This is a genomic window from Haloferax mediterranei ATCC 33500 (assembly GCF_000306765.2).
GTDB lineage: Archaea > Halobacteriota > Halobacteria > Halobacteriales > Haloferacaceae > Haloferax > Haloferax mediterranei.
In genome coordinates, this window is the sequence record NC_017941.2 from 1,283,518 (window position 1) to 1,300,909 (window position 17,392).

Sequence of the window (17,392 nt, forward strand, 5' to 3'; positions counted from 1 at the left end):
ACTAATTTTTGACACGGCGGGCGTCGATGTGTGCCTTCCGCCCTCCCATCACCGTCCGATGCAGTGTTCATGTTCGTTCCGTTCGTCGTCCTCGTGGCGACATCGCTCTGGATTTCGCGGAACGCCGCTGCTCGCGGACACAACTTTCTGAACGTCCTCGGGGCGATTACCGCGTTCGTTCCCATCGGGTTGGTTGCCTACCTTCTCCTCTTTGCCAGTAACAATCCGCGACGGCATCCGCCAACGAGAACCGAACGGGGTGCGCTTACGGTTCTCCTCGCAGGTGCCGCGTCGTATCTCGTCGGCGCGACTACGCTCCCACCGGACCCGTACACGCAGGGCATCTGGCTCATCGGCGCGTTCTTCGGGCTGCTTCCCGTCTCGTATCTCGTGGTCTACCGACGCGGCTACCAACTCGTGACGCGCCCGGTGACTCGTCGCGTGAACACTCTTCTCGGACGCGAATGAGCCGAACGCTGGCACACGTTCTTTCGCGGGGCCGGTGGCCGGTGGCGTGCCTTTTATACGCAGCGGGCCGGTACGTGAGGGTATGCCTCAGTGCGAGATGTGCGGCTCCGACCGAGCCTCGTTGAAGACGGTGAAGGTCGAAGGCGCAGAACTGCAGCTATGTGACGACTGCGCCGAGTTCGGCACGGAGGTCCGCACCGAATCGACTTCCAGCGCGAGCACGAAATACTCTACCTCCTCGTCGAGTTCGAAGGCGTCCCGTTCCTCTGGGTCGTCTTCGTCTTCGTCCTCGTCGTCGACGCGCCGACGCCGCGACATGTTCGACGACATGGACGAGATTGCGACCGACTACGACGCCCGAATCCGCGAGGCGCGCGAATCGCGCGGCCAGAGCCGAGAAGAGCTTGCGAAGTCGCTCAACGAGAAGGCGAGTCTCATCCGCAAACTCGAACGCGGCGACATCCTCCCGCCGGACGGCGTCCGGAAGAAGCTCGAACGCAAACTCGACATTACGCTCGTCGAGGGCGCAAGCGACGAGGACTCCGACTGGTCCAGCGATGGGAGCACCACGACGACCCTCGGCGACGTCGTCAAGCGAAAAGACTGACACCGCACGGACGACCACTCGGCGTCCGACTCATCCAACGTTTATCACGATTTTCTACCCGAGAGACGCCGTCTCGTGGCAATCACGGCCCGGAAAACCAATTTATTAGTCTCGCCGGACGCGACTTCGATTGTGTTCATCCTAGTCAATCTCAAGGCGTACCCGTGTGACCCCATCGAAGTAGCGACTGCTGCACGCGATGTCGCCGAAGAATCCGGTGTTCGAATCGCGGTCTCGCCGCAGGCGGCCGATATCTCCCGCGTCGCCGACACCGGCGTCGAAACGTGGGCACAGCACGTCGACCCGAACGGTCACGGCAGTCACACCGGCAGCACCCTCGCCGAAGCGGTCGCAGAGGCCGGTGCCGAGGGGACGCTCATCAACCACTCCGAAAAGCGTCTGAAACTCGCCGACATCGACGGCTCCGTACAGGCCGCAGAGCGCGCCGGACTGGAGACGTGCGTCTGTGCGAACAATCCCGCCCAGATTGGCGCGGTCTCCGCACTCGGCCCGGACTCGGTCGCAGTCGAACCGCCGGAACTCATCGGCGGCGACGTCTCCGTCGCAACCGCTGACCCCGGCATCGTCACCGACGCCGTCGACGCCGCGGCCAACGTTGACGACGCTGTTGACGTGTACTGCGGTGCCGGTATCTCGACCGGTGACGACGTGGTGACTGCTGAAGAACTCGGCGCGTCCGGTATCCTCCTCGCATCCGGTGTCGCCAAGGCGGACGACCCGCGTGCGGCCCTCGAAGACCTCGTCTCCGGGCTGTAAGCGACGGCGAATCAAACCCCGTTTTCGACGTTTTGGCGGCGATTCGAATGATACGCTGACGTCAGCTACGTGTCTACCGACGCGTACCGTCGCCTACGCCTCGTCGCCCGCTTCGTCGTGTTCGTCCGCGTACGCTTCCGCCCCTTCGTCGTCGCCGACGAACGCCGCTTCGATAGCCGCCACCGTCTCCGCGAGTTCTTCGGCGTCCAAGAGGTCCGCGTACTCGTCGCTCACGAGGTCGGGAAGCGCGTACTCGTACTTGCCGCGCCCGGCGTGGCGGATGAGCCCTGCTCGTCGGAGCGAGCGATTGCGACCGTACGCAAGATGCTGGTCGCCGGTCTCGCCCGCTGCGACGTGTGCCGCCAGCGGGTCGGAGATTCCTTGCTCGCGGTAGTGTGCGAGCATCCCGTGGTGTGCGTCTCCGAGCGCATTCACGATAGCCGTCATCCGGTCGACCACGTCGCGTCGGTTTTCGGCACCCGGTGCCGGTTGCAGGTCCGCTGGTTCGAAGTCACCCATCTCGGTCGTCTCTGTCCACGACTCGTCGGGATTAGACTCCGTATTTGCGTCGGACTCTTCCGGCACCTCGTAGCCGTGTGTGGGCCACGGCGGCCCGTCGGGCGCTTCGAGTGATGCCCGAGGGGCGCGCTCGGCGCGCCGCTTCTCGTTCGTGTCAGTGCCAGCGTCGCCAGCGGCGGCTTGCTCGTCCACCGCCTCGGCGTCGGCCTCTCCATACTCTGCGAGCGCCGCCTGTTTCTCCGTGGGTCGGTTGAGATTTCGACCGCCACCGCCGCGGTAGGGCGCTTCGGCCTTCTGGAACATCGCCTGCGCGAACTGGTCGGCCATCCGCGAGAGGTCCTGTGCCTCCTCCAACTCGCGTTCGAGTTGCCGAATCTTCGCCTCTTTCTTGTCTAACTCCTGTCTGAGGTCGGCGATTCGGCTCTCTTGGCGGGCCTTCTCGTCGGATATCTCCTTGAGGTCCGAAACGAGGTCGCCGTCGACGGACTTCAGGTCGGGACGCTCGAAGTCGTCGAGTCCGGGGGTCGCCCCCGCGTCGAACGTCTGTTTCTTGTGGAACTGCACGCGCCGAATCGACTCGGACCAGTCGGTGACGAGAAAGCCCTCACCGTTGCCCATGTCCTCGATGGCATCGGCGTACTCCGAGCCGAGGATTCGACCGACGACTTTCGTGTCGTTCCGCCAAGTGAGCCGATGCCAGACGAGCCAGTCACACTGCGTAATGAAGTCTTTTTTCACGTCGGCGGGTCGCTGCGAGATGCCGACGACGCCGAGGCCGTGTTTCCGGCCTCGCTTCCCGATTTTGATGAGCATCTTGCCCGCTTCGTCCATCCCGCCCTTCTCCGGGATGTACTCGTGGCACTCCTCGATGAGCATCAAGAACGGTTTTTTGAGCTTCTTTTCTTTCGCAAAAAGGTGCTTTGCAACCTCCGTCACCAGTTCGTCAGCGGCCGCGTCGTCGAGGTATCCGGACACGTCGAGGATGATGGGGACGTTCTGTTCGAGCGCGAGCGTCGCGAGTCGCTCGGCGTGTTCCGGACTCACTTGAATGTCACACTCGTCGTCCGCCCCGGCGTGCAGGAGTTCGAACTCCTGTTTGAGTCCGTAGTACTCGCCGTCGGTGTCGACGATGAGTACCGGGAAATTCGACGACAGCAGGTTTTCGATGATAACCGACGCCGTGTTCGACTTGCCCGACCCGGATTTCCCCGTGACGAACCCTCGTCCCGTGAGAATATCGACCACCGGAAGGTCGACAGTCGTTCCCGGGTCTTCCGTGCCCTCTCCCCCTGGACCGTCGCTGATCTCGGCAACCGAGATGGTTTCCGTGTCCGAATCCGTCATCCGATTTGGTGGACTGTCTCGGGGGTCATAGTTCCTCCCCCTCTGCCACAACGAAGATTTATCCGGGATAAGCGTTAGTTCCGGTCGATGACGCACGGGGAAACCGACCACGTCACTATCCTGCACGTGGATGACGACCCGGCGTTCGCCCAACTCGTGGCCATCAATCTCGAACGTCGAATCGAGGGGGCCAACGTTGAGACGTACGAGCGAGGTACTGCGGTGCTCGACCAACTGGCGACCGGCGGCGTCGATTGCATCGTCTCGGACTACCAGATGCCGGAAATGACCGGCGTCGAACTGCTCGAAACGGTTCGCGAGCAGTACGATGTCCCATTCGTGTTGTTCACCGGTCACGGCTCGGAAGAAGTCGCAAGCGACGCGATTTCCGCCGGCGTCACCGACTACGTCCAGAAAAACACGGGTGACGACCAGTGGCTCTTGCTCGCAAATCGCGTCGAGCGGGCGGTCCGTGAGCACCGAGCACTCGCCGCCCGCGAGGAAGCCGACCGACGCTTCTCGACGCTCATCGAAGCGATGCCGGGCGTGGCGTACCGGTCACCGCTCGACCCGGGGTGGCCGATTTCGTTCGTCTCCGAGGGGTGTTTGGAATTGACTGGATACGAGCGTGAGGCACTCGAATCCGGCGACATCTCGTGGGGAGGTGATGTCGTCCATCCGAACGACCGTGGTGGCGGGTGGGACGAGATTGTCGACGCCGTCGAGGCTGGCGAACGGTACAAACGCACCTATCGAATTCAAACACGGACTGGAGAGACGAAGTGGGTCCGCGAGCACGGATTGGGCGTGACGGAGGATGGGGAAGTCGCCGCAGTCGAGGGGTACGTCTACGATGTGACCGAAAAACACCATCGCAGAATGGAGTTACGCGAGAAAGAGTCGCTTCTCGACTCGCTTTTCGAAAGCGTTCCAATCCACCTGTTCGTGAAAGACGAAGCGGCCCGACACGTGCGCGTGAGTTCGGCACTCGTCGACGACCCCGACGCCCTCGTTGGAAAGACCGACCTCGAACTGAGCACGCTCCCCGAATTCGAACACCACAAGCAGGCGTTCGCGGATGATTGTCGGGTGCTCGAAACCAACGAGGCCATCATCGACAAAGAGGAGTACCTTCCGGACCTCGACCGATGGAACCTCACTTCGAAAGTCCCGTGGACCGACGACGACGGGAACGTGGTCGGTATCATCGGGACAACCTTGGACATCACCGAACGAAAACGGCAGGAACAGGAGATAATTCGGCAGAACAAGCGACTCGGTGAGTTCGCGAGTATCGTCTCACACGACCTCAAAGGACCCCTAAACGTCGCACAGGGGAATCTCGAACTCGTCCGCGAGGAGACGGAGACAGAAAACGAGCGACTCGACACGGTTGCGGACGCGCTAGAACGAATCGGTGATATCGTCGACGACGTGCTCTCGATGGCCCGCGGCGGGGCCAACGACCTCGAACGGGATAACGTGGACCTCGAAGAAGCGGTCGTCGAAGCGTGGCGGAGTATCGATGCGACCGAAACCGACGCGACACTGGAGACGCCGGACCGACTTGGAACCATACACTGCGACCGAGTCCGACTCGTCCGATTGCTGGAGAATCTGTTTTGGAATGCTGTCGAACACGGTTCAACTGGCCCGACGATTACCGTCCGACGACTCCAAGATGACGTCGGGTTCGCCGTTATCGACGACGGACCGGGAATCCCCGAAGAATCGCGAGAACACGTGTTCGAGCGAGGCTACAGCACAGACGAGGACGGAACCGGCTACGGACTATCAATCGTCGCGGACATCGCCGAAGCACACGGCTGGAACCCGAGGGTTCGAACTGCCAACGGCGGCGGAGCACGCATCGAAATCGTGACCAGAGACGGTCTTGCACAGGCCGAAACGGCTCAGTCGAACTCGACGAGCGACGACTGACCACGTCGCGTCTGTGACTGCTTCGTCTCCCTTTCTGTCTCCGTTTTCCCGCCACCGTCTGAAGGAGCGTGTTCGTCGGACTCCTTCGAGTCCGGGTCACCGCCACGACTATCCGACTGAGTCGGCTGACTCGACTCCCACCCGTCGAGACTCGACTGGTCGGCGTCCGAAAACGAGAGGTTCGAGACGCGAACGCCGAGCTTTCGTACTCGCGTCTCGCGGAACTCGGCGTCGAGCAGGTCGAGTGCGACGGATTCGACGAGGTCCGGGTCGTCGACGGGCCCGGAGAGTGAGCGTGCGCGGGTGCTGATGTCGAACGGCGGGACGACTACTTTGATGCCGATGGTTCGGTACATCGCGCCGCGCGACTGGGCACGGTCCGCCACGTCGGCCGCGAGAGCACGGACGACCTCTCGTTTGTCGGACGGGTCGGCAGTCGGGTCGGTAAACGCGGATTCGCGGGAGAGACTCTTCGGCCGTCCCGTCGGCGTGACTTCCCTGTCGTCGTAGCCCCGCGCCCGCTCGTGGAGTTCGCGCCCCCGAGACCCGAAGTTGGATTCGAGCACCGATGCATCGGCCGCCGCGAGGTCACCCGCGGTTTCGATACCGAATGACCCGAGTTCACGGGCCGTAACCGGACCGACGCCGTGGACTTCCTCGACCGGGAGCGGTTCGAGAAACGACCGAACGTCGCCGGGGCGGACGACCACCAGGCCGTCCGGTTTGTCGAAATCGGAGGCGATTTTCGCGGTGGACATGTTGGGTGCGACGCCGATAGAGGCCGGAACACCGACCTCGCGGGCGATTCGCTGTTTTACGTATCGGGCGTATCCCTCCGCCAGCGTCCGGTCGTCCGAGGGTGCGAGGTCCCACGCGGTTCGGTCTGTCACATCCAGATATGCCTCGTCGATGCTCACCTCGCGGACCACGTCGGCGCAGTCGTGAAGAATCTCTTTGACCTCCGCGGCGACCGACTTGTAGAACTCGATGTCGACGGTGCGGTAGTAGCCCGCTTCTGCCGGGTCGTCGTCCGGGGCGATATCTTCGAGTCGGGGAAGCCGGTCGAGTGCCGTGGAAATCGGTTGGGCGCTTTCGACGCCGAATTTCCGGGCTTCGTAACTCGCCGTGGCGACAGCCCCGTGGCCCTCGCCCGGTTCGTACCCCATCCCGACGACCACCGGTTCACCAACGAGAGCAGGTTCGCGGAGGCGCTCACAGGAGGCGTAAAAACAGTCCATGTCCACGTGGAGGACGATTCTGTCGGGACGCTCGTCGGTCGTCGTACCCGGCAGTGTTTCCTCCGCCATTATCGGGCGTACGTGAGCGACGTACCTGAAGCTTCAGATAGCGGGGTGAAAGTAAATTCAGATAGCACGGTGAAAGTAGAGTAGACGTACGACTGGTGAACAGATGTTCGGTGAGTGAACGTATAGCAAGTAAATCGCAGGAGGGACGGAGAGTCGACTCGTTGTTCGGCGCTTATTTCAGTCGTTCCTGCAGGAACGACGGGTGTGCGGCTTCGACGCCGTTGATAGAGAGGATTCCATCGGAGATGACGTCACCGAGGGAGTCGCCGTCGACGGCGCGAACCTCGGCCATCAGCATGTGGTCTCCAGAGGAGGTGTACAGCGCTTCGACAGCGTCGAGTTCCTTCAATGTCCGTGTTGCTTCGACGTATCGTTCGCTCGCAACGTCGATGCCGACCATCGCAATCGACTGTCCTGCGAGTTTCTTCGGGTCGATATCGGCGGAGTATCCGATGATGACACCGTCGTCTTCGAGTTTGCGGATGTATTTCCGGACCGTCGGCTTCGACACGCCCGCCCGCTCGGCAATCTCAGCGTACGACGCCTTCGCGTCTTCCTCCAAGACTGCCAAGATGCGTCCCTCCGTGGACGTGGTTTCCATGCCCGTTGGTTTTACTACGGGAGAAAAATATCTTGCGAATCAGAAAACGGTTCTCTTTCACGTCGAACCTGGTAGTAAACCAAGTCAAAAAACGGTTGCCGACGAATCGGCTGTCGGCGTTATTTGTGCTTGTCGAGGAAGTTGTCGAAGGAGCGCTCCCACTCGTAGGAGTCGTCGAAGTACCGCTCTGCGAGCGGTTCTTCGGGCATCTCGCCGATGCGCTTTTTCTCCTGCTGGTAGGACGGACGGTCTTCGTCGACGTAGTACCGGCCGGTGAGGACGGTACCCTCGTGCAGTGCGTTCTCCGTCTCGAACATCATCTCGGAGGCTTCCGAGCGGTTCGTCTTGTCGAACTCGTAGTCGTCAGAGTCGTTGATGTCGATGTACGGGACGTACTGGCGTGCGTCCTTGTTCCACGTCGGACACTGCGTCAGGAAGTCGACGTGGGAGAAGCCGTCGTGCTGGATGGCTTCGACGATGATGTCCTTCGCCTGGTTCGGGTTGACTGCGGCCGTACGGGCGACGTACGACGCACCCGCGTTCAGGGACATCGAGAGCGGTCGAAGCGGCGTCTTGGCCGAACCGTGCGGCTGAGTCTTCGACTTGTGGCCCATCGGCGACGTCGGGGACGTCTGTCCCTTCGTGAGGCCGAAAATCTCGTTGTTGAACACGATGTACGTGATGTCGTGGTTCTCACGAGCGGTGTGCATGAAGTGGTTGCCACCGATACCGTAGCCGTCACCGTCACCGCCAGCAGCGACCACGGTCAGACCGGGGTTCGCCAGCTTTGCGGCGCGGGCGATAGGCAGCGAACGACCGTGGATGGTGTGGAAGCCGTAGCTGTTGAAGTAGCTGTTGAGCTTCCCGGAACATCCGATACCGGTCGTGACCATCATCTCTTCGGGCGAGAGGCCGAGTTCGGCCGCCGCACCCTTCAGAGCCTTCAGGACACCGAAGTCACCACAGCCAGGACACCACGTCGGCTGGGGTTCGAGTCCAGGGGTGAACTCGTTTTGGTCCTCTTCCGTTTCTTCACCGATTGCGCTGAATGCACTCATGATTTATTCACCCACCTTGGGGACGAACTTCGTGCGGTTGTCTGGGAGCTCCTCGCCTTCGAGGAGCGCCGTCTCGAAGCCCTCGACGATGTCGGCGGGCTCGAACGGGTTGCCGTTGTACTTGAGGAGACTCGACATCTTGTCGCCGTAACCGCCGAGTTCCTTCTGGATGAGACCGCGGAACTGCGCGGAGGCCGTCATCTCGACGACGAGCGCTTCCTCGACGCTGTCGAGGAATTCCGAGACCTGCTGTTTCGGGAACGGCATCATTTCGGAGACGCCGAAGACTTTCACCGAGTGGCCGTTCTCGTTGAGAACGTCGGCGGCCTCTTCGACGGTACCCTGCTGGCTACCGAAGGTTATGAGACCGATTTCGGCGTCTTCGTCGCCGTAGACCGTGTTGAACTCGTTGTCGTCGTTGAGTTCGGCACGGATGGAGTCGACCTTCTGCATGCGGCGATTCATCTGGGCGACGCGGTTCTCGGGAGATTCCGAGATGTGACCCGCGGGCATGTGTTCGTTACCCGTGGCGAGGTAGCGACCGCCCTTCTGTCCGGGCAGCGAGCGCGGCGAGACACCGTTTTCGGTGTCGTGCTGGAAGCGCTGGTACTTGCCGGCGTCGTCGTGCGGTGCCTCTTCGAGTTCCGCTTCCGTCAGGACCGAGCCGAGGTCGGCGTTCGGTTCCTCGTCGAAGACCGAAGCCGGGACGTTCGATAGTTCGCCGCCGAGCTTCTGGTCGTAGAGGACGATAGACGGAATCTGGTACTCGTAGGCGAGCTTGAACGCCTTGCGCGTCTGGTAGTACGCCTCGGCTGCGTTGCCGGGGGCGAAGACGACACGGTGGGAGTCACCCTGCGACGTGTACAGGACGTGTTCAAGGTCGGACTGCTCGGGCTTGGTTGGCATCCCGGTCGACGGACCGGCACGCATGGCCTCGACGAGAACGAGCGGCGTCTCGGTGATTTCTGCGAGACCGAGCGGCTCGGACATAAGCGAGAAGCCACCACCGGACGAACCGGACATGGCCTTTGCACCGGCGTGCGAGGCACCGATTGCCAGCGCAGCGGCGGCGATTTCGTCCTCCACCTGCTCGGAGATACCGCCGAGTTCGGGGAGGTTCTGGGTCATGATAGTGAAGACTTCCGTCCACGGAGTCATCGGGTAACCCGCGATGAAGCGGCAGCCTTCGTCGATGGCACCGTACGCGATTGCGTCGGAACCGGAGAGAAGAACCTGCTCTTCGTCGTGTTCGCCGGTCGGCGCCTGAATGTCCGGCGCTTCGACGTCGAACTCCTCTTGGACCATCTCGTACGCGTCGTCGAAGACGGTGAGGTTGGGTTCGAGAATCTTGTCCGGCATCGCATCCGACATCAGACTCTTGATGACGTCGGGTTCGATGTCTGCGATGGCGCACGTGACGGCGACACCGGCGGTGTTGCGCATGACCTCACGACCGTGTTCGCGGGCGATGGTGCGCAGGTCGATATCGTAGACGTGCCAGTCGTTCTCTTCGACGCGCTCGTCGAAGTCCTCAATCTCGGAGGCGTCGAGAAGACCAGAGTCGTAGACGATGACACCACCCTCGACGAGTTCGTCGAGGTTCTCCGAGAGCGGCTTGATTTCCTCGTTGCCGTAGTAGGCACCCTCGCTCGGGTTGCGTGCGAAGGAGTCACCGAGGGCGAGGAGGAAGTTGTACCCGTCACCACGCGATTTGACGGGGTCGGCACTCACACGAACTTCCGTGTACGTGTGACCACCGCGGATGCGCGACGGGTAGTGGCGATGCGTGAAAACGTGTAGCCCCGCTCGCATCAGGGCTTTAGCGAAGTTCTGGCTGGTCGAGGCGATACCGTCCCCGGAACCCCCTGCGATACGCCAGATAAGTTCGTGGTCAGTCATATTTTGAGCTCACGGCCCCGCTGGGGCGCTATCTGAAAAGTTGGGGTGGGTTTGATTAAAGACTTTGCTATGGATTAACAAGAAAAGATAATGAAGGACTTAATATTGTTAAATTGGGCATGTTACCCATAACCAAAAATGGACGAACGGATAGTCAGAATCAGTGTATACGGTGAACGATAACTCGGGATAGAGTGATTTACTCGTTGTCGGGACTCGATGGATGATACGGCGTGTCGTACTCACCGACCTGTCCGTCGAGGCGGTCGGGGTTGATACGACCCGACAGGAGCATGAAGTCGAGGATTGTGGCGTACAGCATCGCCTCGACGACCGGTACACCGCGTGGGGGTAACACCGGGTCGTGGCGGCCGACAACCTGAATCTCCTTTTCCTCGCCCGTTTCCCAGTCGACGGTCCGCTGTTTCTTCGGAATCGAGGTTGGCGCGTGGAGCGTCATCTCGCCGTAGATGGGTTGGCCGGTGGTGATACCACCCTGAATGCCGCCGTGTTTGTTGCCGACGGGGCGCGGGTCGTCGTTCTCGTCGAACTCCCAGTCTTCGTTGCGGTCCGAGCCGGTCCACTCACGGGCCTCGCGGCCGAGACCGAATTCGAACGCTGTCGCCGCCGGGACGGCCATCATCGCCTGTCCGAGTCGGGCGGAGAACGAGTCGAACCGGGGTGCGCCCAGTCCGCGAGGGACGCCCTGCGCCTCGAAGTAGATTGACCCGCCGATTGAGTCGCCTTCCGTCTGGTACTGTTCGATGACCTCCATCATCTTCTCGGCCGTCTCGGGATGGGCGCAGCGAACGTCGTTTTCCTCCGAGTGTTCGAGCATCTCCTCGAACGTGACCGGCGGCGCTTCCACGTCGCCGATCTGGTTCACGTGCGCCTTGACCTCGATATCGTACTCGCTCTGTTCGAGGACCTGCTTCGCCACGGCACCCGCGGCGACCCAGTTCACAGTCTCGCGCGCGGACGAGCGCCCGCCACCGCCCCAGTTACGCGTCCCGAACTTCGCCGAGTAAGTGAAGTCGCCGTGCGAGGGCCGCGGGGCCGTCACGTAGGGTTCGTATTTGCCGGAACGGGCGTCCTTGTTCTGTACGACCATTCCGATGGGCGTGCCCGTCGTGTAGCCGTCTAGCGTCCCCGAGTTGATGACCACGGCGTCCGGTTCGCCGCGACTCGTGGTAATCATCGACTGGCCCGGCTTTCGTCGGTCCAGTTCCGCCTGTACGTCGTCGACGGAGAGTTCCACGCCCGCGGGGCACCCCGAGATGGTGACGCCCATGGCGTCGCCGTGACTCTCGCCGTAGGTGGTCACCCGAAAGAGGCGACCGAATTCATTTCCGTTCATTACCCGACCCTCGGGGGGCCGCGCATTTAGTGTTTGTAGAAAGGTGCAATCGTAGGCGGGATTTCGCCTCGCGGAGGTTCATAACCGATGGCGTCGAACGAACGGTATGGGGTCGACAACCCGCGGAAGTCTCCGTAGTCGCCTCGAAGCGACGTTCTGGGAGCGACACGCCAACCCGTGGAGCGGCGGGACGCGAATCCTCGTGTATCCGGTGTTGATGTACGCCATCTACAAGCGAAACCGCCGACTCTTCGCGGCGACCGTGGCGTTCATCGCGGTCAACCCTGTGTTGTTTCCGCGACCCGAGCGCACAGACAACTACCTGAGTCGCATCGTTCTCGCCGAGCGCGAGTGGTTGGACGAGGGAAACGGAACGATGAGTCTCGACTACCCGAACGTTCTCAACGTCCTCAACATCCCAGTTACCGTCTACGCGTTCGCCTCAGCGATTCGCCGTAAGCCGGTCGGAACCGTGCTCGGAACACTCGGTGTGATGGTGCTCAAACTCTGGTGGACCGACGCAATCGTGAAGGAGACGGGCGTGACCGGACGCGGACCCGACGAGGAACCGAACTCAGCGGAGTGAATCGAGCGTCGCCGTGGCGAACGGAACCAGCATCTCGTCGGGGTGCAGGCCGCCGTGCATGGCGACGAGACCGAGTTCGGCTTCCTCCTCGTCGCCGAACCAGACGCCGAGGTCTTGGTGGACGACGACGAGGTCGCCGAGTCGGCGCTCGAAGGTCGCAGAGGGATTCGGGCCGAAGAGGTCGGAGTCTAACACCTCCTGTTTCCGGAACACCCTCGCATCGAGTTCCGCTGTGAGCGTGTCGTGCACCTCGTCGATTCGCTCCGGTTCGAGGTGCAGGTGGACGTTTCGCGGACTGCCAGCGAACCGAATCGGCGTCCCGTCGGTCAGGGTCTTCAGGTCCGAAACGAGGTCGAACGGGGGTGCCGAGAGATCGACGTTTCGGTCCGGGTCGGTGTCGATGAGACCGTGGTCCGCGGTGATGCAGACGAGCGTTTCTCCGTCGTCGTCGGTTGTCTCCGCGAGCATGTCGATGGCCCCGGAGACACGGGCGAACGTCTCGTCCGCCGTCTCTCGATAGGCGTCGGAATCGACGCCTTCGGCGTGCCCGATGGCGTCGGTCTGCGGGAGGTACGCGAAGATGTACGACGGGTCCGTCGCACCCTCGGCAGCCTCCGCAAAGGCGTCGAGAAACGTCGAGAGGTCTTCGGGGTCGTAGGTGTGCGGAACCGTGGACTCGGAGGGGAACGGCGTCACGTGGTGCGTTTCGACGCCCGCCGCCGAGAGTTCCGGATAAATGGACTCTGCGTTGGCCACGTCCTCGAAGTCGATTCGTTCTGGTTCCGACCCGTCCTTCCGGATGAACGGAAGCGCCTCGAACATCTCGTCCGCATCAGGGTCGTAGACGTTCCACCCGATGACGCCGTGCTCTGCGGGGAGGGTCGCGGAGTGGAACGTGTTCAACGCGGCGGCCGTCTCCGACGGGTAGACGGACGTGAGCGGCGTCACCGTTCCGGCACGCTCGAACCGGCGTAAGAAGGGGACTCGCTCGCGCTCGCCGTCCCACTGGGCGAGGCCAAACCCATCGACGAGAAAGACGACGACGCGAGATACGTCACCGTACCCGTCGGTGGCCGCGTCGGGGAGTCGTGGCCCGATGTCGGCTCCAAGCAAGTCGGCGATAGTACCCGGAACCCGGGAGAAACACCAGTCCTCATACGCGGGGAGGAGGTAGTCCCCATCTTGCTGGCGCTTCCGCAGTGCCGACAGGTCGGATAACTGCATGGCACAGTCACCGGACGGCGGTAGGAAAAATATTCTGCTCGGTTGGGTTTTCTTCAGGTCTGGTTCGGCTCAGTTCTCGAGTACGTCGACGCCGAGGTCGCGCATCGTCTCGAAGAAGTTCGGGAACGACACGTCGACGTGTTCCGACCCGGCGATGGTTGTCTCGCCTTTGGCGACGAGGGCCGCAATGGTAAGCGACATCACGATACGGTGGTCACCACGGCCATCAACTGCCGCGCCGACGAGGTCCGTCTCGCCGCCGTGAATCGTGAGACGGTCCTGTTGTTCGGTGACATTCGCGCCCATCTTGGCGAGTTCTTCGGCCATCGCGGTCACGCGGTCGGTCTCCTTGTAGCGGACGTGTTCGCAGTTCTCGATGACCGTGTCGCCGTCGGCGATAGCACCGAGTACCGCGATAGTCGGCAGCAGGTCGGGCGTATCGCCCACGTCGACTGTCGTTCCCGTGAGGTCGGCCGGCGAGACAGTAAGTTCGCCTGCGTCTTCGTCCCACTCGACTTCGGCACCCATGTCGCGGACGATGTCCACGATGGCGCTGTCACCCTGTGCCGACGGGCGCGCGCCTTCGATGGTGACCGATGTACCCTCCGCGCCCGCGACTGCGCCGGCGGCGAGGAGATACGAGATAGACGAGAAGTCGCCGGGGACGCTGTACTCGCCGTCGACCGGGTGGTACGATTGCCCGCCGGGGACCGAAAAGCCGTCCTCGGTTCGCGTGGCTTCGACGCCGAAGTCGGAGAGCAGTTCGAGCGTGATATCGACGTACGGCGAGGATTTGAGTTCCGTCGTGAGGTCGATGTCGATTCCCACGTCGGTGACTGCGCCGGCCATGAGAAGCGCCGTGATGAACTGCGACGACACGTCGCCGGGGATTTCGACCGTGCCGCCGGTCATCCCGTCGCCGACGACGAGCGGTGCTTGTCCGTTTCGTCGCGTGCTCTCCGCGCGGCCGTCGAGGTCGAAAACGGCGGTGAGAAGCGGACCGTGGGGGCGCGACCGAAGCGACTCGTCGCCGGTAAGGACGGTCAGGTCGGCTCCGAGGGCGGCACAACCGGTGACGAGGCGCATTGTCGTTCCCGAGTTCGCGCAGTCGATCACGTCGTCCGGCGTTCCGGGGCGGCCGTCGAATCCGACGACATCGACCGTCTGGCCGTCGCGGTCGACGGTTCCGCCGAACGCTCGAACTGCGCGCATGGTGGCTTTCGTGTCGGCGCTGACGAGTGCGTCGCGGACGACGGCCTCGTCGCTGTAGCCTGCTGCGAGGATGGCTCTGTGTGTGTAACTCTTCGACGGCGGCGCTCGGATTCGGCCGCTGACCCGAGACGGGGAAACGTGGGCGTCCATATCGGGGGGTTGTCTGGGTGCGGTATCAGCGTACCGGACGCGGCGACGCTCTCCCCGGCTTGCAGTGCTGTCTATCTTTCTTCGAGGAGAGAATCCCGCCGTTTACGGCGGGAGTGAATCCGACAACTCCTACCCAATCCACCGTCGATGGCAGACCGGATATTCCACGCTAATCCACACTCTTGAGTAAGTTTGTCTACATAGGCTATGTCTGGCGATTCAGGTCACTCGTACCTACGTTGGTTCCATCCAGAACCACCGACAGGTCTGCGATGGCCTTGACTCGCTCGGAGACTCCGCCTCGAAAATCTGGAACGTTATCAGACTGCGTCTGATAGCCCGTGAGACGTAGTCTCACGACGTCGCACGATGGACAGCCGACCGCATCTGGAATGCAACCGGCGAAATCCCAGACGAGGGCGTGCTGAAATCGTATATGAAGAACCAGTCGTGCTGGAAAGACTTGAACGCACAATCTAGTCAGAAAGTCATCGAAGAACTTTCCGACGCTTTCCAGTCATGGTTCGACCTGCGACACAAGTTTGACGAGGCGAATCCGCCCGGCTACCGCAAACACGGCGACACTCGACCGCGTTCCACGGTCACGTTCAAAGAAGACGGATTCAAACACGACCCTGAGAACAACCGCGTTCGACTCAGCAAGGGGAAGAATCTCAAGGAGTACTGGTCGGACTTCCTGCTCTGCGAGTATCAGACTCGCCCGGACGTTGACCTCTCAGAGGTTGAGTCGGTACAGAACGTTCGCGCCGTCTGGAACGGCGACGAGTGGGAACTGCACTTCGTCTGCAAAGTCAGACTCGAAACCACCGATTCCGCAGGTGACGAAGTAGCAGGAATCGACCTCGGTATCAAGAACATCGCCACGGTCGCATTCCCCAATGAATATGTTCTCTACCCCGGCAACTCGCTCAGAGAAGACAAACACTACTTCAAACGTGCTGAATACGACACGGAGGGTGAGAACGGACCGTCCGAGAGGTCGATGTGGGCACGTCGGAAACTCGCTGACCGAGAGACGCACTTCTACCACACACTGACGAACGCCATCATCACAGAGTGTGTCGAACGCGGTGTTGGCACGCTCGCGGTGAGTTGGCCCGAAGACGTGCGCGAATCTGATTGGGGCAAGACCGGCAACAAGAAACTCCACACATGGGCCTTCGACCGCATCTACCAGTACCTCGAATATAAAGGAGAGATACGTGGCATCGAGGTACTGAAAGAGAACGAGTGGGATACGTCGAAAACCTGCTCGAAGTGTGGTGATGACACGAAGTCGAACCGTGTCGAACGTGGCCTGTACGTCTGCTCGTCGTGCGGGTTAGTCGGGAATGCGGATTGCAACGGGGCGGAGAATATGCGTCAGAAGATAACTCCAAGTCCTCATGGAGAGGATAGGAGTAACGGCTGTGTGGCACAGCCATCGACATACTTGTTCGACCGCGAGAGCGGGACGTTTCGCACGAGAGAACAGGTCGTGTCGTAGACCGGCAAATATCCTACCTGCGGTACGGGAAGCCCCGTCGTTTACGACGGGGAGGATGTCACCGTTGCTTGGAGCGGCGGTTGCTGCTTGTTGCTTACGGCGTCGTTTCCGCTCGCCACTCGGAGCGTCAGTTTCCGCTCGCCACTCGGAGCGTCAGTTTCCGCTCGCCACTCGGAGTGTCAGTTTCCGCTCGCCGCGTGGGTTAGCAGCGGCCCCGCAGCAACCCGTTCTCGAAGTAGTAGTCGAATCCCATTCCCGACGTGTTAGAATTACAACCCTGCCTTTCCCTGTAGACGACGATACTATGGTATGCTCGTCAAAGGCATCGCCCAGTCCGACGTGGTGACAGTCGGTATCGAAGCCACACTCGAAGACGTTGCTCGAACGATGCGTGACGAACGTGTCGGCAGCGTCGTCGTGGTCGATGGGAAGGGCGTCGTCTCCGGCCTGTTGACCGACCGCGACCTCGTCGTCTACGGTATCGCTGGCGACCGTGCCGTGTCCGACCTCGTTGCCAACGATATCTTCTCGACGAACGTATTCTGTGTCGACCCCGAAGACGAGGTTGCCGACGTCGTCGACCGGATGCACGACGAAGGAGTTCGCCGCGTCCCCGTCGTCTCCGATGGTTCTCTCGTCGGAATCGTCACACTCGACGACCTGCTGTGTCACCTGTCGGCGCAAATCGAATCGCTTGCGGACGTGGTTCGCGGTGAGTTCCCAGAGTGATTCCGGGGGGCGATACGCGCCCGTCACACCCATCTCGTGGCGTGCCCCGGCGGCAAATCCACGGAGTGTCACCCCGCCCGAGGTGTCGCTCTGTGGAGCCGATACC

At 61.6% G+C, this 17,392-nt stretch carries 14 protein-coding genes and 1 pseudogene; 7 read left to right on the forward strand and 8 right to left on the reverse strand.

The features are described 5' to 3' along the window. Positions 1–30 precede the first annotated feature (30 nt). The 3 genes from HFX_RS06650 to tpiA all read left to right on the forward strand — a co-directional run bounded on the left by HFX_RS06650 (position 31) and on the right by tpiA (position 1,852). Complete coding sequence (locus HFX_RS06650; protein WP_049917409.1) at positions 31–468, forward strand: hypothetical protein; 438 nt, start codon at positions 31–33, stop codon at positions 466–468. An 82-nt stretch (positions 469–550) separates the two neighbouring features. Next, complete coding sequence (locus HFX_RS19100) at positions 551–1,075, forward strand: multiprotein bridging factor aMBF1 (RefSeq protein WP_014732281.1); 525 nt, start codon at positions 551–553, stop codon at positions 1,073–1,075. A 132-nt stretch (positions 1,076–1,207) separates the two neighbouring features. After that, positions 1,208–1,852 carry a triose-phosphate isomerase gene (gene tpiA, locus HFX_RS06665; protein WP_004057158.1) on the forward strand — a complete coding sequence of 215 codons (645 nt, stop codon included), beginning with the start codon at positions 1,208–1,210 and terminating at the stop codon, positions 1,850–1,852. Positions 1,853–1,945: 93 nt separating this feature from the next. Here the strand turns inward: tpiA and HFX_RS06670 are convergent, their stop codons facing one another. Next, entirely contained in the window at positions 1,946–3,715 is a 1,770-nt protein-coding gene (locus HFX_RS06670) for a helicase HerA domain-containing protein (protein WP_004057157.1), read from the reverse strand. 87 nt (positions 3,716–3,802) lie between these two features. On the opposite strand from HFX_RS06670, the gene HFX_RS06675 reads away from it, so the two are divergent. Next, on the forward strand, positions 3,803–5,656 hold the full coding sequence (locus HFX_RS06675) for a hybrid sensor histidine kinase/response regulator (protein WP_004057155.1): 1,854 nt from the start codon (positions 3,803–3,805) through the stop codon (positions 5,654–5,656). Here the strand turns inward: HFX_RS06675 and dinB are convergent. From dinB to aroC, 5 genes are all read right to left on the reverse strand, one after another. Then, on the reverse strand, positions 5,629–6,963 hold the full coding sequence (gene dinB, locus HFX_RS06680; protein WP_004057153.1) for a DNA polymerase IV: 1,335 nt from the start codon (positions 6,961–6,963) through the stop codon (positions 5,629–5,631). The two genes, HFX_RS06675 and dinB, sit on opposite strands and share 28 nt — an antisense overlap. Positions 6,964–7,135: 172 nt before the next feature. Then, a complete protein-coding gene (lrpA1, locus tag HFX_RS06685) occupies positions 7,136–7,564 on the reverse strand; it encodes an HTH-type transcriptional regulator LrpA1 (protein WP_004057150.1) in 429 nt (142 codons plus the stop codon). Between the two features lie 119 nt (positions 7,565–7,683). After that, on the reverse strand, positions 7,684–8,622 hold the full coding sequence (locus HFX_RS06690; RefSeq protein ID WP_004057148.1) for a thiamine pyrophosphate-dependent enzyme: 939 nt from the start codon (positions 8,620–8,622) through the stop codon (positions 7,684–7,686). A gap of 3 nt (positions 8,623–8,625) precedes the next feature. Beyond that, positions 8,626–10,521 carry a 2-oxoacid:acceptor oxidoreductase subunit alpha gene (locus HFX_RS06695; RefSeq protein WP_004057146.1) on the reverse strand — a complete coding sequence of 632 codons (1,896 nt, stop codon included), beginning with the start codon at positions 10,519–10,521 and terminating at the stop codon, positions 8,626–8,628. Between the two features lie 199 nt (positions 10,522–10,720). Further along, positions 10,721–11,878 carry a chorismate synthase gene (aroC, locus tag HFX_RS06700; RefSeq protein ID WP_004057144.1) on the reverse strand — a complete coding sequence of 386 codons (1,158 nt, stop codon included), beginning with the start codon at positions 11,876–11,878 and terminating at the stop codon, positions 10,721–10,723. Positions 11,879–11,984: 106 nt separating this feature from the next. Here aroC and HFX_RS06705 point away from each other — a divergent pair, with 106 nt between their 5' ends. Continuing rightward, positions 11,985–12,464 (forward strand): DUF6653 family protein, encoded by a 480-nt coding sequence (locus HFX_RS06705; protein WP_004057142.1) that lies wholly within the window; start codon positions 11,985–11,987, stop codon positions 12,462–12,464. Here the strand turns inward: HFX_RS06705 and HFX_RS06710 are convergent. Both HFX_RS06710 and aroA read right to left on the reverse strand, forming a co-directional pair. Then, positions 12,453–13,688: an alkaline phosphatase family protein gene (locus HFX_RS06710; protein ID WP_004057140.1), complete on the reverse strand. Its 1,236-nt coding sequence runs from the start codon at positions 13,686–13,688 to the stop codon at positions 12,453–12,455. The genes HFX_RS06705 and HFX_RS06710 overlap by 12 nt on opposite strands. A 69-nt stretch (positions 13,689–13,757) precedes the next feature. Continuing rightward, positions 13,758–15,050 carry a 3-phosphoshikimate 1-carboxyvinyltransferase gene (gene aroA / locus HFX_RS06715; RefSeq protein ID WP_004057138.1) on the reverse strand — a complete coding sequence of 431 codons (1,293 nt, stop codon included), beginning with the start codon at positions 15,048–15,050 and terminating at the stop codon, positions 13,758–13,760. 211 nt (positions 15,051–15,261) lie between these two features. On the opposite strand from aroA, the pseudogene HFX_RS06720 reads away from it, so the two are divergent. Both HFX_RS06720 and HFX_RS06725 read left to right on the forward strand, forming a co-directional pair. After that, a pseudogene (locus tag HFX_RS06720) lies at positions 15,262–16,557 on the forward strand (RNA-guided endonuclease InsQ/TnpB family protein). A 309-nt stretch (positions 16,558–16,866) separates the two neighbouring features. Beyond that, positions 16,867–17,286, forward strand: coding sequence for a CBS domain-containing protein (locus HFX_RS06725; RefSeq protein ID WP_004057134.1), 420 nt, complete (start codon positions 16,867–16,869; stop codon positions 17,284–17,286). Positions 17,287–17,392: the final 106 nt, after the last annotated feature.